This window comes from Teredinibacter turnerae T7901 (assembly GCF_000023025.1).
GTDB classification, from domain to species: domain Bacteria; phylum Pseudomonadota; class Gammaproteobacteria; order Pseudomonadales; family Cellvibrionaceae; genus Teredinibacter; species Teredinibacter turnerae_B.
On sequence record NC_012997.1, the window covers coordinates 1,649,685 to 1,664,442 of the forward strand.

Annotated in this window: 14 protein-coding genes; 6 read left to right on the forward strand and 8 right to left on the reverse strand. The window is 51.3% G+C overall.

All coding sequences use genetic code 11. The features are described from left to right. Positions 1 to 2 precede the first annotated feature (2 nt). Positions 3 to 737: a J domain-containing protein gene (locus TERTU_RS07100; RefSeq protein ID WP_015819042.1), complete on the reverse strand. Its 735-nt coding sequence runs from the start codon at positions 735 to 737 to the stop codon at positions 3 to 5. Continuing rightward, positions 737 to 2,221, reverse strand: coding sequence for a Ppx/GppA phosphatase family protein (locus TERTU_RS07105; RefSeq protein WP_015820418.1), 1,485 nt, complete (start codon positions 2,219 to 2,221; stop codon positions 737 to 739). Before TERTU_RS07105 ends, TERTU_RS07100 begins: the two co-directional genes overlap by 1 nt. A 221-nt stretch (positions 2,222 to 2,442) precedes the next feature. On the opposite strand from TERTU_RS07105, the gene TERTU_RS07110 reads away from it, so the two are divergent. From TERTU_RS07110 to TERTU_RS07120, 3 genes are all read left to right on the forward strand, one after another. Beyond that, positions 2,443 to 3,081, forward strand: coding sequence for a class I SAM-dependent methyltransferase (locus tag TERTU_RS07110; protein ID WP_019602337.1), 639 nt, complete (start codon positions 2,443 to 2,445; stop codon positions 3,079 to 3,081). Positions 3,082 to 3,244: 163 nt separating this feature from the next. Then, entirely contained in the window at positions 3,245 to 3,898 is a 654-nt protein-coding gene (gene msrA / locus TERTU_RS07115; RefSeq protein ID WP_015817261.1) for a peptide-methionine (S)-S-oxide reductase MsrA, read from the forward strand. A gap of 24 nt (positions 3,899 to 3,922) precedes the next feature. Beyond that, positions 3,923 to 4,825 (forward strand): hypothetical protein, encoded by a 903-nt coding sequence (locus TERTU_RS07120; protein WP_015817143.1) that lies wholly within the window; start codon positions 3,923 to 3,925, stop codon positions 4,823 to 4,825. Positions 4,826 to 4,866: 41 nt separating this feature from the next. Here TERTU_RS07120 and TERTU_RS07125 read toward each other — a convergent pair whose 3' ends face one another. The 5 genes from TERTU_RS07125 to TERTU_RS07145 all read right to left on the reverse strand — a co-directional run bounded on the left by TERTU_RS07125 (position 4,867) and on the right by TERTU_RS07145 (position 10,835). Continuing rightward, on the reverse strand, positions 4,867 to 5,532 hold the full coding sequence (locus TERTU_RS07125; RefSeq protein WP_015820890.1) for a GGDEF domain-containing protein: 666 nt from the start codon (positions 5,530 to 5,532) through the stop codon (positions 4,867 to 4,869). Between the two features lie 18 nt (positions 5,533 to 5,550). Then, a complete protein-coding gene (gene nspC / locus TERTU_RS07130) occupies positions 5,551 to 6,738 on the reverse strand; it encodes a carboxynorspermidine decarboxylase (protein ID WP_015819501.1) in 1,188 nt (395 codons plus the stop codon). Further along, positions 6,738 to 7,937: a saccharopine dehydrogenase family protein gene (locus TERTU_RS07135; protein ID WP_015817875.1), complete on the reverse strand. Its 1,200-nt coding sequence runs from the start codon at positions 7,935 to 7,937 to the stop codon at positions 6,738 to 6,740. The genes nspC and TERTU_RS07135 overlap by 1 nt, the downstream gene beginning before the upstream one ends. 19 nt (positions 7,938 to 7,956) lie before the next feature. Then, positions 7,957 to 9,876, reverse strand: a complete 1,920-nt coding sequence (gene speA, locus TERTU_RS07140; protein WP_015818116.1) for a biosynthetic arginine decarboxylase — start codon at positions 9,874 to 9,876, stop codon at positions 7,957 to 7,959. 641 nt (positions 9,877 to 10,517) lie between these two features. After that, on the reverse strand, positions 10,518 to 10,835 hold the full coding sequence (locus tag TERTU_RS07145) for an HPF/RaiA family ribosome-associated protein (RefSeq protein WP_015817645.1): 318 nt from the start codon (positions 10,833 to 10,835) through the stop codon (positions 10,518 to 10,520). Positions 10,836 to 11,231: 396 nt separating this feature from the next. Between TERTU_RS07145 and TERTU_RS07150 the strand changes: the two genes are divergently transcribed. The 3 genes from TERTU_RS07150 to TERTU_RS07160 all read left to right on the forward strand — a co-directional run bounded on the left by TERTU_RS07150 (position 11,232) and on the right by TERTU_RS07160 (position 13,639). Beyond that, positions 11,232 to 12,158: a TIGR01777 family oxidoreductase gene (locus TERTU_RS07150; protein WP_015820909.1), complete on the forward strand. Its 927-nt coding sequence runs from the start codon at positions 11,232 to 11,234 to the stop codon at positions 12,156 to 12,158. A 255-nt stretch (positions 12,159 to 12,413) separates the two neighbouring features. Then, positions 12,414 to 12,938 carry an Hsp20 family protein gene (locus tag TERTU_RS07155; protein WP_015818881.1) on the forward strand — a complete coding sequence of 175 codons (525 nt, stop codon included), beginning with the start codon at positions 12,414 to 12,416 and terminating at the stop codon, positions 12,936 to 12,938. 62 nt (positions 12,939 to 13,000) lie between these two features. Beyond that, positions 13,001 to 13,639 carry a class I SAM-dependent methyltransferase gene (locus TERTU_RS07160; RefSeq protein WP_015817930.1) on the forward strand — a complete coding sequence of 213 codons (639 nt, stop codon included), beginning with the start codon at positions 13,001 to 13,003 and terminating at the stop codon, positions 13,637 to 13,639. 115 nt (positions 13,640 to 13,754) lie between these two features. Here the strand turns inward: TERTU_RS07160 and TERTU_RS07165 are convergent, their stop codons facing one another. Then, the gene (locus TERTU_RS07165; RefSeq protein WP_015819420.1) at positions 13,755 to 14,744 is read right to left on the reverse strand and encodes a GlxA family transcriptional regulator; all 990 of its coding nucleotides are present in this window, start codon (positions 14,742 to 14,744) and stop codon (positions 13,755 to 13,757) included. Between the last annotated feature and the right edge of the window lie 14 nt (positions 14,745 to 14,758).

Consider the following 14,758-nt stretch of genomic DNA (forward strand, 5'->3'; position numbering starts at 1 on the left):
TGCTATGGCCTGTTCAATCGAGCGAGTACGGTGTCTTTCGCCTGGTTTACTCGGGAAGCAAGATAATCGTTGCCGCCACGGTCGGGATGGAGTTTTTGCATCAAGCGCTTGTGAGCTTTGATTACAAGTGCCCGATCTGGCGGTGTTTGGTCCACATAAGCCTCCAACCCCAATATCTGAAGGGCTTCGTTGTAGCTGGGATTGCCGACTTCAGCGTAATTCTGGTTCTGGTGCGCATGATTAAAGCCGTGAGCTGTGGATTGCTGACGTACAAGCCTAATCAGGTAATAGGAGCGTTTGTCATCAGTTTCGTATAACTTTTCAAGCTCGAGTAATTGAGTATCAGTTAAATCCGCCAGATTCTTACCCGTATATGGCCCTGCGATTACTTCTCCGCTTAACTGTTTTTTTTCCAGATTGAGGGTCACTCGCAGGTGAGGCGTTGAAAAAATCGGGTTAGCGAGACCGGCACCTTTGCCGAGCAGCCCGAGGAACGGTGATAAACCGCCAAACAATCGCAAGCCGAAACGTGCGAACCCTAAGAGCGCGGCAATCACCGCACCGATCCAATGCATGCGGCCAGTAACGGCGCCCAGCAACAACAATACGCACGTGCCGATCAGTGCAGCTTGCAGGAGCCATTTTTTTCGCTCTTCCGGGGCGAGCCGCTTGTAACGCCCCATAAAATAGTACAACACCGCAATAACGGCTGCGGCCAGTAGCAATCGGAACAGCATTAGTCAAAACTCAATTGGATATCTATTTTTTTCAGCTGATGGACTTCTTGCTCAAGACCAGCGCGGGTTAATGGGTGTTGATCTAACCAGGTATCACTGAGTTTGAGCACAAAGTTTTCTTTCTTGACCCGCAGCTCTGGCAGGATAGCGACAGTTTCCCGCCGTCTGTGCACGAGAGCGGAGATACGCAAGCAAAAAAGGAGCGGGTAAAATGCGGCCAACGCGGCGCTGTCCATATCTTCAAATCGACTCGCCAGTATTTTTTTGCGGTGGGAGCGCACCAGGTTTGCCATCATGTATTGTTCGTGCCGTGAGAACCCGCCCAAATCCGAGTGACGAAGAATGTAATAGCCGTGGTTATGGTGGCTGGAGTGAGAAATGGAGAGGCCGATTTCATGTAGTTTCGCGGCCCAATCGAGAATTTTGGTACGCGATAACCCTATTAATATTGGAGCATTGTCGATTTGTCGCCAAAGGTGCAGCGCGGTCTCGCTAACCCGTGTTGCGTGATCTTTGTCGATACGGTATTTGTCTTGAAGAAGTTTGACCGCGTGGACGCGACTGTCCTGGTTGTTAAACCGCCCGATATTATCGTAAATGAGCCCTTCCTTGAGGGTCGCGTCGGCCACGTGTATTTTTTCCAGTTGCAGCTGTTCAAATATGGCTCGCAGTATCGCGAGGCCAGCGGGCAGCACATCGCGGCGGAGCTTAGTGATTCCGGGCGCGTCCAGCTGCTTGTTCGCGATTGCTTTTTGGACGTAATCCTCCAACGAACTTCGGGTAATGACTGCGCCGCCATCTGTTGCGCCTAACAGCTCGGCAACCGCGCGCATGGTGCCCGAAGTTCCGTAGGTAACCTCCCAGCCCTGCGCAAGGTATTGCGAGCGAATCAGCTCAAGTTTGCCGCAGGCGGCCAGAGTAGCCGCATTCATAGCTTTGGCAGACAGTTTGTCCGGGTCGAGTTTAAACGCAGCAGTAAACGCGACACAGCCCATGCCCAGGCTCTCCATACAGAGGGTGTTATGCCCCTTGCCAATAATAAATTCGGTGCTACCGCCGCCAATATCAATTACCAAACGCTGATCATGCTCGTTCACGACAGCCTGGGACAGGCCGATATACACCAGGCGTGCTTCCTCGTAGCCGGAGATGATTTGGATGGGGGTGCCCAAGGCTTCCTCCGCGAGCCTTAAAAAACGCCTGGAGTTGCGCGCTGCGCGCAGGGTTTTCGTACCAACCGCGCGGATTTGTTCTTGGGGGATACCGCGTAAACGTTCGGAAAAGCGATGCAGGCACGCGAGCGCGCGTTCTTGAGCTTCTTCGCTGAGATTATTTTCTTTATCCAGCCCGCGAGCGATTTGAACCATTTCTTTCTCGCGGTCGACGATCTCAATGCGGGCGTCCTGCATGCGTACGACCAGCATATGAAAACTGTTGGAACCCAGATCAATCGCGGCGAAGTACGGGGAGGGGAATTGTGTCATAGGGCCATACTACTCCTGGACGATGGCACCCGCTTGCGATGCGCCAGTTTGATGTGTCTTTGAGCAACCGCCGCTCAACACCAAAGAGTTGTTACGTGTATTGGCGTTATTCTGCGGTTTCTTCGTTCATTTTGCATCAGCAAGAGAGCTGCGGCTGGGATTTTACTACTGATTTTGCCACAATGCCTTCAAAAACTCGGTTGTACTTCAAGGGGAGCCAGATGCCGAAATACGAGAGGCAAGCTTACGGCCTAAAAATTCAACAAAACAGTCATCCCGATATTAAGCGTATCCGCAAAGCGACGGGCGTGCCGAATATTCATGGCAACAAAGTTTGGAAATCCAGTTTGTTGGTCATGGATTATTTAAAAGAGTATCCGCCGCAAATTACGCGCAACAAAAAGAAGTTGAAAGTGCTCGAGATAGGCTGTGGCTGGGGGCTGTCTGGCATTTACTGTGCGAAGGTATTCGATGCAAAAGTCACGGGGCTTGATGCTGACGAGACGGTGTTTCCTTACATGGAGCACCACGCCATTATCAACGACGTGGACGTGGCAACCTGGAAGTGTCGCTACGAAAAGGTACGCAAAGCTGACCTCGAGGCGTTCGATCTGGTGATTGGTGCCGACATTTGTTTTTGGGATGAAATGGTAGACCCGCTATACAACCTGGTGCGCCGCGCCAGTAAAGTACCGGGCCTGCGCGTGGTGCTGGCGGATCCAGGTCGTCCAACCTTTACTGCCATGGCAGAGAAGTGCTCTGCAAAACTGGGCGCCTTTTTAGAGCCTTGGTCGGTACCACATCCAGAGAATGCGTCTGGCTGGATAATGGATCTGGACCCTAATTGGGTTGAGGATTAATGACAGCTAAGCGTTTGGGGAGCGCGTGCGGATTTCCAGAGAAAGATTGTTGTGATTCCTGGCTCGCTAGAAATCTCCCGTTGACCTGTGATGCGTATAGTGAGCTGTAACATGTCACTGAGCGAGTGCGGCTTTGCCGCGCTCTTAAACGAGGTTATTGTCTATGGACCTATTTGATCGTATGAATGACCGCATGGCAAAAAAGCAACAGATGCCCACGCCTGAAGAGGCGCTGCCGGGGCGTACAACGCCGATTGTGGAACCGTCAACTCATTATGTACTGCACAACAGTATTGTTGCGCCCTTCCCAGAGAACACAGAAACGCTGATTGTTGGGTGTGGCTGCTTTTGGGGAGTCGAACGTCGCTTCTGGACAATGGAAGGCATCCATACCACGGCTGTTGGTTACAGTGGTGGGTTTACCCCCAACCCCACGTATGAAGAGGTGTGTACCGGAAAAACCGGCCATAACGAAGTGGTGCTGGTGGTGTTTGACCCGGCGAAGGTAGTGCTCGAGGATGTGCTGGCGCGCTTTTGGGAGGCGCATGATCCGACCCAGGGGATGCGTCAGGGCAACGATATAGGTACCCAGTATCGCTCCGGGTTATATGTCACACCCGAGCAGCGCGCGGTGGCTGAAGCGTCGAAGGTAAAATATCAGGAGGTGCTCACCGCAGAAGGCCACGGTCAGATTTCGACAGAGATCGTGGCGCGCACTGAGTTCTATTATGCCGAGGATTATCATCAGCAATATCTTGCCAAAAATCCTGGTGGCTATTGTGGTTTGGGCGGAATCGGGTTGAAATACTGCTCATAAATACAACCACAAAAAGGAACACCCGTGAAATTTGGATGTTGTCTTATTGCGCTGCTCTGGCTGAGCGGCTGCGCTTCGAATACCTACGTTTACGGCACTCAGGGACGAGACGCCATTGATGGGGAAGGACCGCGAACCATCAATCCCATAATTGTTGGCGAACCGCACCGTTTTCTCGATGCATCCGATTGGATCTGGCCTGGTAGCCTGCTGGCGAAGCTGGTGCTGTGGAACAAAAAAGTCGATAGCCATGAAGTATCAGCAGAAACAATTGATGTTCTGGCCGAATATCTGGAGCGTAATGAACTGGATGATGTTCAGGTATTGGTTAATACCTACAAGCCTGGAGTACAGTGGTCGCGCACCTTTCGAAATCGGGAGATAGGCGGTTTTTGGCGATTTACCCTGGGCATTTTTAATGCGGTTGGCTATACAATTTTACCCGGGCGGTTTTTTGGTGGCGATCACTTCAACCCCTATTCGAACACCATTAGCATCTACTCGGATATCCCGAGTGTGTTGTTGCATGAAGGTGGCCACGCCAAGGATTTCAATTCGCGAAAATATAAAGGCATTTACTCCGCGATTTACGGTATTCCCGGTGTGGCGCTTTACCATGAAGCTGTAGCCAGCAATGAGGCGTTGAGTTATCTGCACGACAATTGCGATTTATCGCAAGAGAAGTCGGCGTATCACGCGCTGCATCCGGCTTACGGCACCTATGTTGGTGGCACCTTCGGCTATGTTGTGCCGGTAACCTACCTGACTGCCGCGTTTGCGCTACCGGGGCATGTTACTGGTGCGGTGGCGGCCAGCAAGGCCGAGCTCAAGCCCGGCTGTACGCCGGAAACCGAATCGTCGGCTGCTGTGGAGACAGAGGCAAACCCAATGCCCGCCAGTTCCCAGGCTCAGAGCAACAGTTTTTAAAGCGATAGGTTTTAAAACAACAGTTTTTAAAACAATAGTTTTTAGAACAACGCGTCCCGCTCTTCGGGGGTTACCTCATGGGCACTGCGGGGAGCGTTGGTGGCGTGTTTTACGCAATTACGCCCAGCGCTCTTCGCAAGATACAACTGTTTGTCGACGCGCTCGACAAAATCCAAAAGATTATCTCTGTGTTCGTGAGTGTAGGTATCGACGCCAAAGCTGGCGGTGAGCTTCATTGCTGACGCATCAATCACGAGGGTGCTGTTGGTTAATTGTTGCCGCAGCCGCTCAGCAACCTGAATCGCGACCAGGAGCGGCGTAGAGGGCAGAACAACCACAAATTCCTCACCTCCAAACCGGCAGGCGATATCCAAATTACGTAAATTTGAACGCAGTGTGCGGGCGAGGTGTTTGAGGGCGTGGTCACCAGCGACGTGCCCATGGGTGTCATTGAAACGCTTGAAATGATCAACATCGAGCATGATCAGTGTGGTTGGCATACCGGTGCGTTGCGTGCGCTCAAGTTCCCGGTGCAGTACAGAGTCAAAATAGCGTTTGTTGTACAGGCCGGTCAGCGGATCGGTTTGCGCGTGCTGTTCCAGCTCAGTCACGCGATCCCGCAATTGCGAAAGTTCTGCACTGATTGGGCAATCGTTGCCGCGAGGGCAGTGCAGAGATACTGGGGTATCAGCCGTCGAGTCGTTCATTGGCTCTGAGGTTCCAGGTTATAACCGTCGTTTAAAGTCCTCATAGCCAAAACTTTTTACCAGGCGGAGAGACTGTGTTTCACTATTCCACACCATAATGTCCGGCAGATTAATGCCGTTAAATGTGGTGTTCTTCACCATGGTGTAAATCGCCATATCTTCAAACTGCAGCCGGCTGCCTGGTTGCAGTGGTTCGTCGAAGCTATAGTCTCCAATCACATCTCCGGCGAGACAGCTCGGGCCGCCCAGCCGATAAGTGTGTGGTTTTTCGCCTGGTTCGCCAGCCCCTGTAATACGAGGGCGATAAGGCATTTCGAGTACGTCCGGCATATGACAGGTGGCGGACGTATCGGTGATGGCGAGATCCATGGTGTTGTGCAAGGTATCGAGGACTTCAGTAATCAGCACACCTGCATTAAGCGCGATGGCTTCGCCGGGTTCGATGTACACCTGTACCCCATAGGTTTTACTAAAAAGTTTAACCCGCTCGATAAGACCTTCTACATTATAGCCTTCACGAGTGATATGGTGGCCTCCACCAAAGTTAATCCACCGCATTTTAGTTAACAGATGCCCGAATTTTTCTTCGACGGCGTCAAGCGTACGCGCCAAAGGTGCGAAATCCTGTTCGCACAGGGTGTGAAAATGCAGCCCGGAAATCCCGGTTAAATCAACCCCGTCGAGTGACGCCAGCGGAATCCCCATGCGTGAGCAAGGCGCGCAGGGATCGTACATTGGTGTTTCCCCTTCGCTGTGCTGCGGATTGATACGCAGCCCAAAGGCCAGATTATCGCGTGCGTCCAGGTGCTCCAGCGCGCGGGCCTGGTAGCGTTGCCATTCGCTTACCGAATTAAATATGACGTGATTGGAGAGGGCGACTATATCGTCGAACTCGTGGGGCCGGAATGCCGCGCAATAGGTATGCACCTCACCCTGATACTCCTCTCGCCCCAGCCTCGCTTCGTTAATACCACTGGCACAAACACCGTGGAGATAACGCATGACCAACGGTGCCAGCGAATACATCGAAAAGGCTTTGAGCGCGAGCAATACTTTCGCACCACTGGCTTTTTGCACGTGATGCAGAATCTTCAAGTTGTGCTCTACGCGGCATTCGTCGACAACGTAACACGGTGTTTGCACCGTGCTTTTGTCGAAGTTTTCGAAGCCTGGGTATCCTGTATTGCCCATTAAAACTTTATCCATTAATCGGTCAGCCCGGTAGCGTCGAGCTCCACCACTTGCCAGGGCAGGCCGTACTGGTTCAGGTCGTTCATAAAGGGGTCTGGATCGAATTGTTCCATATTCCATACCCCAGAAGCTTTCCACTTGCCTTCCAAAATCATTTTGGCCCCGATCATTGCAGGAACACCCGTGGTATAGGAAATCGCCTGCGACTGTACTTCTTCGTAGCACTTCTCGTGATCACAGATGTTGTAGATGTAAACAATTTTTTCTTTGCCATCTTTGATGCCTTTAGCCACGCAGCCGATGCAGGTGCGGCCTTTGGTCAAAGGGCCAAGGCTTGAAGGGTCTGGCAGCACCGCTTTCAAAAATTGCAATGGGATAATCTCTTTGCCTTCGTAAACTACGGGTTCAATACCCGTCATCCCTACGTTTTGCAGAACTTCAAGGTGTTTCAGGTAGTTCTGCGAGAAGGTCATCCAGAAGCGCGCACGCTTAATTTCCGGGAAGTGCTTGGTAATGGATTCCAGCTCCTCGTGGTACATCAGGTAGATGTCTTTCGGTCCAATACCTTCAGGGAAATCGTAGCTGTCTTTTACCGACAGTGGGTCGGTCTCAACCCATTGGCCATTTTCCCAGAAGCGGCCCTTGGCGGTGACTTCGCGGATATTGATTTCCGGGTTAAAGTTTGTCGCAAACGGCTGCCCGTGATCGCCAGCGTTGCAATCAATAATATCCAGCTCGTGAATTTCATCGAGGTAGTGTTTTTTGATGTACGCGGTGTACACGTTGGTTACGCCGGGATCAAACCCGCTGCCGAGTAGCGCCATAATGTTGGCATTTTTAAATTTGTCCTGATAAGCCCACTGCCAGCTGTATTCAAACTTGGCTTCTTCAGGTGGCTCGTAGTTCGCAGTGTCCAGGTAGTCGATTCCGGCAGCCAGACAGGCGTCCATGATCGGCAGATCCTGGTACGGCAGGGCAACGTTGATAACCAGGTCAGGCTTTTCGGCTTCCAGCAGAGCAGTCATCTGCGCTACGTTGTCGGCATCCACCTGTGCCGTACGAATTGCTCGCGGCAGCTGTGCCGCGATTGCCTTACATTTTTCTTCGTTGCGGCTCGCCAGAATAATATCGGTAAATACCTCGGGGAGCTGTGCGCACTTATGAGTAACTACGCCGCCAACGCCGCCGGCACCAACAATGATTACTTTGCTCATAACATTATTCCTCGTGGTATTAAACTTTTTCGTAGTAGGTGTAGCCAAGCATGCTTTCGGAAAAGGCTTTCATTATTTCCTGGCGTTCGCTTGCGGTAATGCGGCCTTCGCGCGTAGAGCGTTCGGCAATTTTTCGAAAGCGCTCGCGCAGCTGCTGAGGTTGATACTCCACATAGCTCAGTACGTCGGCAATGGAATCGCCCTCCAGCTCGTCGGCAAATTCGTGGCTGCCGTCATCGTTTAGGCGCACACTGACAACGTTCGTATCGCCGAATAAGTTATGCAAATCGCCAAGTGTTTCCTGGTAGGCTCCGACTAAAAATACACCAATGTAATACTCTTCCCCATCCTTCAGTGTATGCAAAGGGATAGTGGTTTTGGTGTCGTGCATATTGGTGAATCGGTCTACCTTGCCATCACAATCGCAGGTAATGTCTGCGATAATTGCCTCTCTGGTCGGGCATTCATCAAGACGATGGATGGGTGCGATAGGAAAGACCTGGTCGATGGCCCATACATCCGGAAGCGATTGGAACAAACTGAAGTTACAGTAATAAATATCCGACAGTTGCTCCCGCAATTTGTCAGCTTCCTGAAACTGCTTCGGCGATGTTTCGGTCAGGGTTAGCACTTTCTGCATTACTGCCAAAAAGAGGTTCTCGCCGAGTGAGCGTGAGCGCAGGCCAATCTGGCCGCGCTTGAACAATTCGCGCACTTCATCGCGGTAGAAGAGCGCATCGTTAAAGCACTCTTGCATGTTTTTTCCGCTCATTGTTTCCAATGCTTCTTTCAGGCTGTGGATCAAGCGGTGTTCTTCCCGCGGAATGGATTCCGGCAATTGCCCTACCTGAAAGCTGGCTACATCCAACACGTTAAACAGTAGCACCGACGAGTAGGCAACCAGCGCCCGCCCAGACTCAGTAATAATTGTCGGGTGAGCAATTTGTTCTGGGTTGAGCGTACTCATAATGACATCGATGATGTCGGCACAATATTCTTCGAGCGTATAGTTGCGCGAGTGAATGTAGTTGGTGTTGCTGCCATCGTAGTCAACCGCCAAGCCGCCACCCAGGTCCAAAAAGCCCATGGCAGCACCTTCGCGCACCAGGTTCATATAGACCTGACAGGCTTCGGTGACGCCGGTGCGAATGTCGCGAATGTTGGGAATCTGCGAACCGAGGTGGTAGTGCAGCAGCTGCAAACAATCGAGCATGCCTTCTGCTTTCAGTGTGTCGACAACCTCTACCAGCTGCGTGATAGACAAGCCGAAAATGCTGCGATCGCCGCTGGTGGCGGTCCAGTGCCCGCCCACCATAGATGCGAGCTTAACGCGTACACCAATAAGTGGCTTGATGTTAAGGGCGCGACTGCGTTCAATAATGATCGGCAGCTCTGTAGGCGTTTCCACAACAAAGAAGCAGCTGTAACCCATTTTGCATGCATGCAGGCCAAGGTCGATAAACTCTTGGTCTTTATAGCCATTACATACAATATGGGCGTCTGGAGATTCCAGGTGAGCGAGCGCAATAATCAGCTCTGGCTTGGAGCCAGCCTCCAGCCCATGCCCAAACTGAGCGCCGACGTTGCAGATTTCCTCCACCACGTGACACTGCTGATTCACCTTGATCGGGAACACGCCACGGTAGGGCGCCTGATACCCTGTATCCGCGATCGCTTTGCGGAATGCGTTGTTTAATCGCCCAATCTGCTGTTCCAGCAAGTCTTCGAAACGCACCAGCACGGGCATATCCATGCCTCGCTCGCGAATCTCCTGAACGATATCAAGCAATGGCAGTGCAACCTTGTTGCCGGCGCGTTCTGGGGTAACAGTAAGCAGCCCCTTATCTGAGACATCGAAATATCCGGCACCCCAATCACGGATGCCGTAAAGATCGGCTGAGTCGGCTGAAGTCCATTGCTTATTTAACAGTTTGTTCAATTCTTGTTCTCTCTCGGTTCACAAGGTGGGATGTATTACCGCAAGCATAGCGCTTACTGCGGGGGTGAACAGACCCACAGGTAAATTGTTGGAAGTTAGGGATTTTGTCGAAGCCGGGGTAGCGCCGGAAGGCGCGAACTATCGCAGATATGTAGCGGAAATACTAGGGTTCAGCCGCATAATTACTCCCAGTTGTTACAGAATATCGAGCGATCCAAAGCAGGGCTCAATTTAAGTCTCATACCGCTGGTTCGTAGTCGCTACCATTCTGCGTGCTGGCCTGCTTTCCTGATCAGCACTATGGCTGGCGAAGCGGTCATTTGGCTTGGAGTCAGCTGTAAACCGTTGACGCAGCCTACCCCGTTAACACAACACGTGGGTGGCAAATTAGTGCCTCATCGGGTGTTTGGTAGTACTGGACATTGATTGACTAGAACAGCGACTAATTATGACAGCAATTGCCTGTGTTAATTCAACACAGATACGGCCATACAATCGAACATAGGGGCTCTTGGATCAAACATCGACGGTTGGATGTGGGTATTGTCCTCCCCCAGCGATGGGGTACGCAGTTCGCTGGGGGCCGCATGCAGCTCATGACCGGGCATGCGGTGACTTGGCTGTATTGAAGTGTGTGAAGTCTAGTGACGAGTCGACTTCTTGCGATTGGACTCCTCTTTGAGCTTGCGTTCACAGGTTGCGAAGGCTTCGCGAACTGCGATATGAACGGAAGGGTCGTCGCTGGTGACTGTGATAGGAGCACCTTTTATGCCAAGTTCTATTGATGCGCGGTACATTTTGCCTTTGTGTTTGTGATTGTGCGGGCTATCCAGTACGACGCGGCTGTGAATGATGGAATCTGAAAAACGATGTAGTTTTTCAATTTTCTTAGAGATGATGTCATTTAACGCAGGGGATGCGTCAAGGTCGCGATATACAACATCGGCGTTGGACTTCATAGGCGTACCTCCATCAGTGGTTACGATGAAATAAATGTTTAGAAAGGTGGGCCCACGCCTTAATCATCGTCTTTTCAGATTTTATTTCAAGTATTTTTTAATCATATCCAAAGGGTGTTTTATAAATAAATGGTAATAAAAACGAGGTTGCTTTACACCCTTTAGCGATTTGAAAGCGTATCCAAGTGCTTTGAGGTGCTGAACGTCGTGGAGGTGGTTTTTGTCTCCTATACTCTGGGGCATCCGCTGATGCTTAATTCTCGACTTGAGAAAAGCGCCGCTCCGCAGTGATCTCGTGGTGGTGATCACGCGTAGTTATTACGCGCAGTTAACAATCGTATTTAACAAGCGTAGTTAACACGATAACAGTTGTCCGAAAGCCCGGGGAGAAGCCCAATGTTACCGAGGACGATATACATTTCCGGAGGCACTGGCTTTGTCGGTAGAGCGCTCTGCGCTCATATACTTAAGAGCGCCCCGCACATCTCAGGCAGTGAATCAGCGGGCGTAACTCTATACGTTCAGACTCGACGGCCGGAACATCATCGGCATCGCGTCATTAAATTCGTCAAAAATTACCAACAGCTGCCGGAAGCTGTAGCCCCGGATGCGATTATTAATCTCGCGGGAGCGCCGATTGCTGATGAACGTTGGTCAAACAAGCGCAAGCAAATGCTGCAGGATTCCAGAGTGGCTGCGACTGAGGCCTTGCTGGCTTCGGTGGAAGCAGCAGGGCACATGCCTGATACCCTGCTGAATGCGTCTGCCGTCGGCTTTTACGGGTCAAATACAACCGGTGAAATAGACGAAAATGCTGGCCGGGGTGAGGGTTTCGCCGCTGACTTATGCGCGAGCTGGGAAACGGCGGCGATGGGATTCTCCAGGCTGGGCACGCGTGTTTGCTTGATGCGGATTGGTGTTGTACTTGGCGATGGCGGCGTACTCGCCAAATTGCTGCCCCTGTTTAAAATGGGATTAGGTGGCCCAATTGGGCATGGCAAGCAGGGAATGTCCTGGATTCATATCGACGATCTTTGTCGGCTGTTTATGACGGCTCTCTTTAACCCCGAATACACAGGGGCACTTAATTGCACGGCTCCCCACCCCGTTCCACAGCGTGTGTTTGCTCGCGAACTCGGTCGCCAGCTGGGGCGTCCTGCCTGCTTGCCAACGCCAGCATCGGTATTGCGCCTGGTTTACGGGCAGATGGCGGAGGAACTGCTGATCGGAGGGCAATATGTTTTGCCAGGATGTGTATCTGCCGCGGGCTTCAAGTTTGAATATGACAGGTTGGAGACTGCGCTAAAGTCAGTATTAAATTAAAATTTTTTCTTGATCACACTTGAAGCCAGAAAACTGGCCCTTACATTGGTTATCAGAGCAGGTATATATGCGGCTCTAACCGAAACAAGTGAGCACCTTAGTTGTTTTTTTCGAAAGTTTACACGTTGCACACGCTGAAAGTTATCAGGTGTGGAGCAGGCTTCGATAATAAAACTGGCTAGTGCGTGGCTCGCTTACATTGCCCGATCTGCGGATGGGCTACCCAAAATATTGCTCAATTATGAGGATAGAATTATGCGTAACATCGACTTTACTCCCCTTTACCGTTCTGCGATTGGTTTTGACCGCATGGCAAATATGCTGGATGCGATTTCCCGATCTGAACAGAGCCAACCAAGTTATCCACCGTACAATATTGAATTGACCGGTGAAGACAAATACCGAATTTCGATGGCAGTGGCCGGATTCTCCGAGCAAGAACTGTCGATTGAGACGAAAGAAAATACCTTGTCCGTCACCGGGAAAAAATCTACTGACGGGCAGGCAGAAAGAAAATTCCTGCACCAGGGAATTGCCGCAAGAAATTTCGAGCGCCGCTTTCAGCTCGCGGATTATGTGATTGTCACCGGAGCGTCTCTGGAAAATGGTTTACTCCATGTCGAGTTAGTTCGCGAGATACCCGACGCGATGAAACCGCGAACCATATCGATCTCCGGCAACAGAAAGCAAGAAGTGATCGATCAGCACGCGAGCGGTAGCCAATCTGAAACCGTGATTGAGCCGAGCCACAACCAGCCGGCACAACACAAAGTCGCTTAAGTTGTAAAATCGTCTGTACTAATTGACGCAGGAACCGGGGCCTTAAAGGCTCCGGTTTTTTTATGAATAAATGTCCTCTCTGTTCGTCCAACTCCAACGTGGTTTTTTACCGGGATTCTCGGCGACACTACAAGCGTTGTTTTAATTGCTGGCTGGTTTTTGTGCCAGACCAATTTCATCTGAACCACACCGATGAGCAAGCCGAGTACGACAAGCACGAAAACGATCCTCAGGACGCAGGCTACGTTAATTTTTTAAGCCGACTGGTAGTGCCTCTGCAGGCGCGTTTACAGGAGGGTGCCCGCGGTTTGGATTTTGGGTGTGGACCTGGTCCAGCTGTAGCATCAATGATGCGAGCGAACGGATATAACGTAAAAAATTACGATCCGATTTACGCAAACAACCCGATTTTTTTAAGCGAGCAATTCGATTTTGTTATCGCGACCGAGGTTATAGAGCATTTCCGTAATCCAGCAGTATCTTTAGCGCAGGTTTGGCAGTGCGTCAAACCAGGTGGTCATTTTGGTGCTATGTCCAAGCTCGTAATTAGCCAGCAGGCTTTTGCAAACTGGCATTACAAAAACGATCCTACACACGTCGCGTTCTTTTCTCGCGAAACTCTGCAGTGGGTTGCTTCGCGTTGGAATGCGACACTGGTATTTTTCGCGGCGGACGCATTTGTTTTTATTAAAGGTTGCTAAACCCTTGCACGACGCTTGAATCGCTCAGTGCATTCCTGCCCAAACTATTCCGTGCGTTCATTAATTCAGGCCCGGGCACCAGCGACTTCTCTCTGAATCGGATAAATCTGGACGATTAATCTGCTGAAAAAAGTTTTGCCCTCACGGTCACCCGGTACTGGGTGGGAGTAAGCCCCAGTATTCGCTTGAACAGACGCGTGAAGTGGGCGATGTCCTGGTAGCCAACGCGAAACATGATTTCCGAGAGATTCAGATTGGTACTCTTCAATAGTTCTTGTGCGTTTTTTACGCGAAGATCCTGTAAATAGCTGAGCGGCGTGGTGTCCGTCGCCAGTTTGAATCGTCGGTTGAACGTGCGCACGCTCATATCAAATCGAGCAGCGAGCTCACTCACGTTGACATCGGTGTGATAGTTTTCGCTCAGCCAGTGGACCGCCTGCACTATCACCTCATCCGGATGCATTTTGGCTATTTGGTCGCCTGCATGTGCTGTTTCATACAGTCGCCGTATTTCGTGAAAGAAATGCCGTTCCACATGGTGAGCGACGGACTGCCCGAAATGTTGCTGAATAAAGTAGACGGTGAGATCAGCCAGCGAGTTGACGCTGCCAGCACAAAATATGTTGTCTGCCTGGGTAATGAAATTACTTCGTTTTAGCTGCACTTTTGGATAACGGGCCTGGAACCGGTCGAAGTAGTACCAGTGAGTTGTCGCGGCTTTACCGTCGAGCAGTCCGGCTTCAGCGAGAAACCAGCAGCCGGTTCCAACCGCAGCGAGAGCAGCGCCTCGCTGCTGTTCGCGCTGCAACCAAGGGAGTAGCTCACGCTGTTTTGCGATAACCGGCTCGGGGTTTCGCCACAGCGCGGGTAGGTAAACGATATCTGGGGGCGGTACTGCATCGAGCGGGCAATCGGGTGTTAGTGTAATTCCCGTATGGGTCACCACCGCTTTGCCATCCAACGATGCCAGGGTTATCTCTATGTGCTCGCGCTTGCGGGGGTGTTGTGTCTTTGCCAGAGCGGTCGCTGACGCCAGCAGCTCCATGGGCAAAGTCGTGCTGGTTGCCAGCATATTAGGGTAGAGCAGAAAGCAAATTTGTAGCATCGGAGGTGCTCAGT

What these genes read in the sequence shown, in the direction of transcription:
- TERTU_RS07100 (WP_015819042.1), bottom strand. Translation starts at nt 737, where the DNA reads ATGCTGTTCCGATTGCTACTGGCCGCAGCCGTTATTGCGGTGTTGTAC.
- TERTU_RS07105 (WP_015820418.1), bottom strand. Translation starts at nt 2,221, where the DNA reads ATGACACAATTCCCCTCCCCGTACTTCGCCGCGATTGATCTGGGTTCC.
- TERTU_RS07110 (WP_019602337.1), top strand. Translation starts at nt 2,443, where the DNA reads ATGCCGAAATACGAGAGGCAAGCTTACGGCCTAAAAATTCAACAAAAC.
- msrA (WP_015817261.1), top strand. Translation starts at nt 3,245, where the DNA reads ATGGACCTATTTGATCGTATGAATGACCGCATGGCAAAAAAGCAACAG.
- TERTU_RS07125 (WP_015820890.1), bottom strand. Translation starts at nt 5,532, where the DNA reads ATGAACGACTCGACGGCTGATACCCCAGTATCTCTGCACTGCCCTCGC.
- nspC (WP_015819501.1), bottom strand. Translation starts at nt 6,738, where the DNA reads ATGGATAAAGTTTTAATGGGCAATACAGGATACCCAGGCTTCGAAAAC.
- TERTU_RS07135 (WP_015817875.1), bottom strand. Translation starts at nt 7,937, where the DNA reads ATGAGCAAAGTAATCATTGTTGGTGCCGGCGGCGTTGGCGGCGTAGTT.
- TERTU_RS07145 (WP_015817645.1), bottom strand. Translation starts at nt 10,835, where the DNA reads ATGAAGTCCAACGCCGATGTTGTATATCGCGACCTTGACGCATCCCCT.
- TERTU_RS07150 (WP_015820909.1), top strand. Translation starts at nt 11,232, where the DNA reads ATGTTACCGAGGACGATATACATTTCCGGAGGCACTGGCTTTGTCGGT.
- TERTU_RS07155 (WP_015818881.1), top strand. Translation starts at nt 12,414, where the DNA reads ATGCGTAACATCGACTTTACTCCCCTTTACCGTTCTGCGATTGGTTTT.
- TERTU_RS07160 (WP_015817930.1), top strand. Translation starts at nt 13,001, where the DNA reads ATGAATAAATGTCCTCTCTGTTCGTCCAACTCCAACGTGGTTTTTTAC.
- TERTU_RS07165 (WP_015819420.1), bottom strand. Translation starts at nt 14,744, where the DNA reads ATGCTACAAATTTGCTTTCTGCTCTACCCTAATATGCTGGCAACCAGC.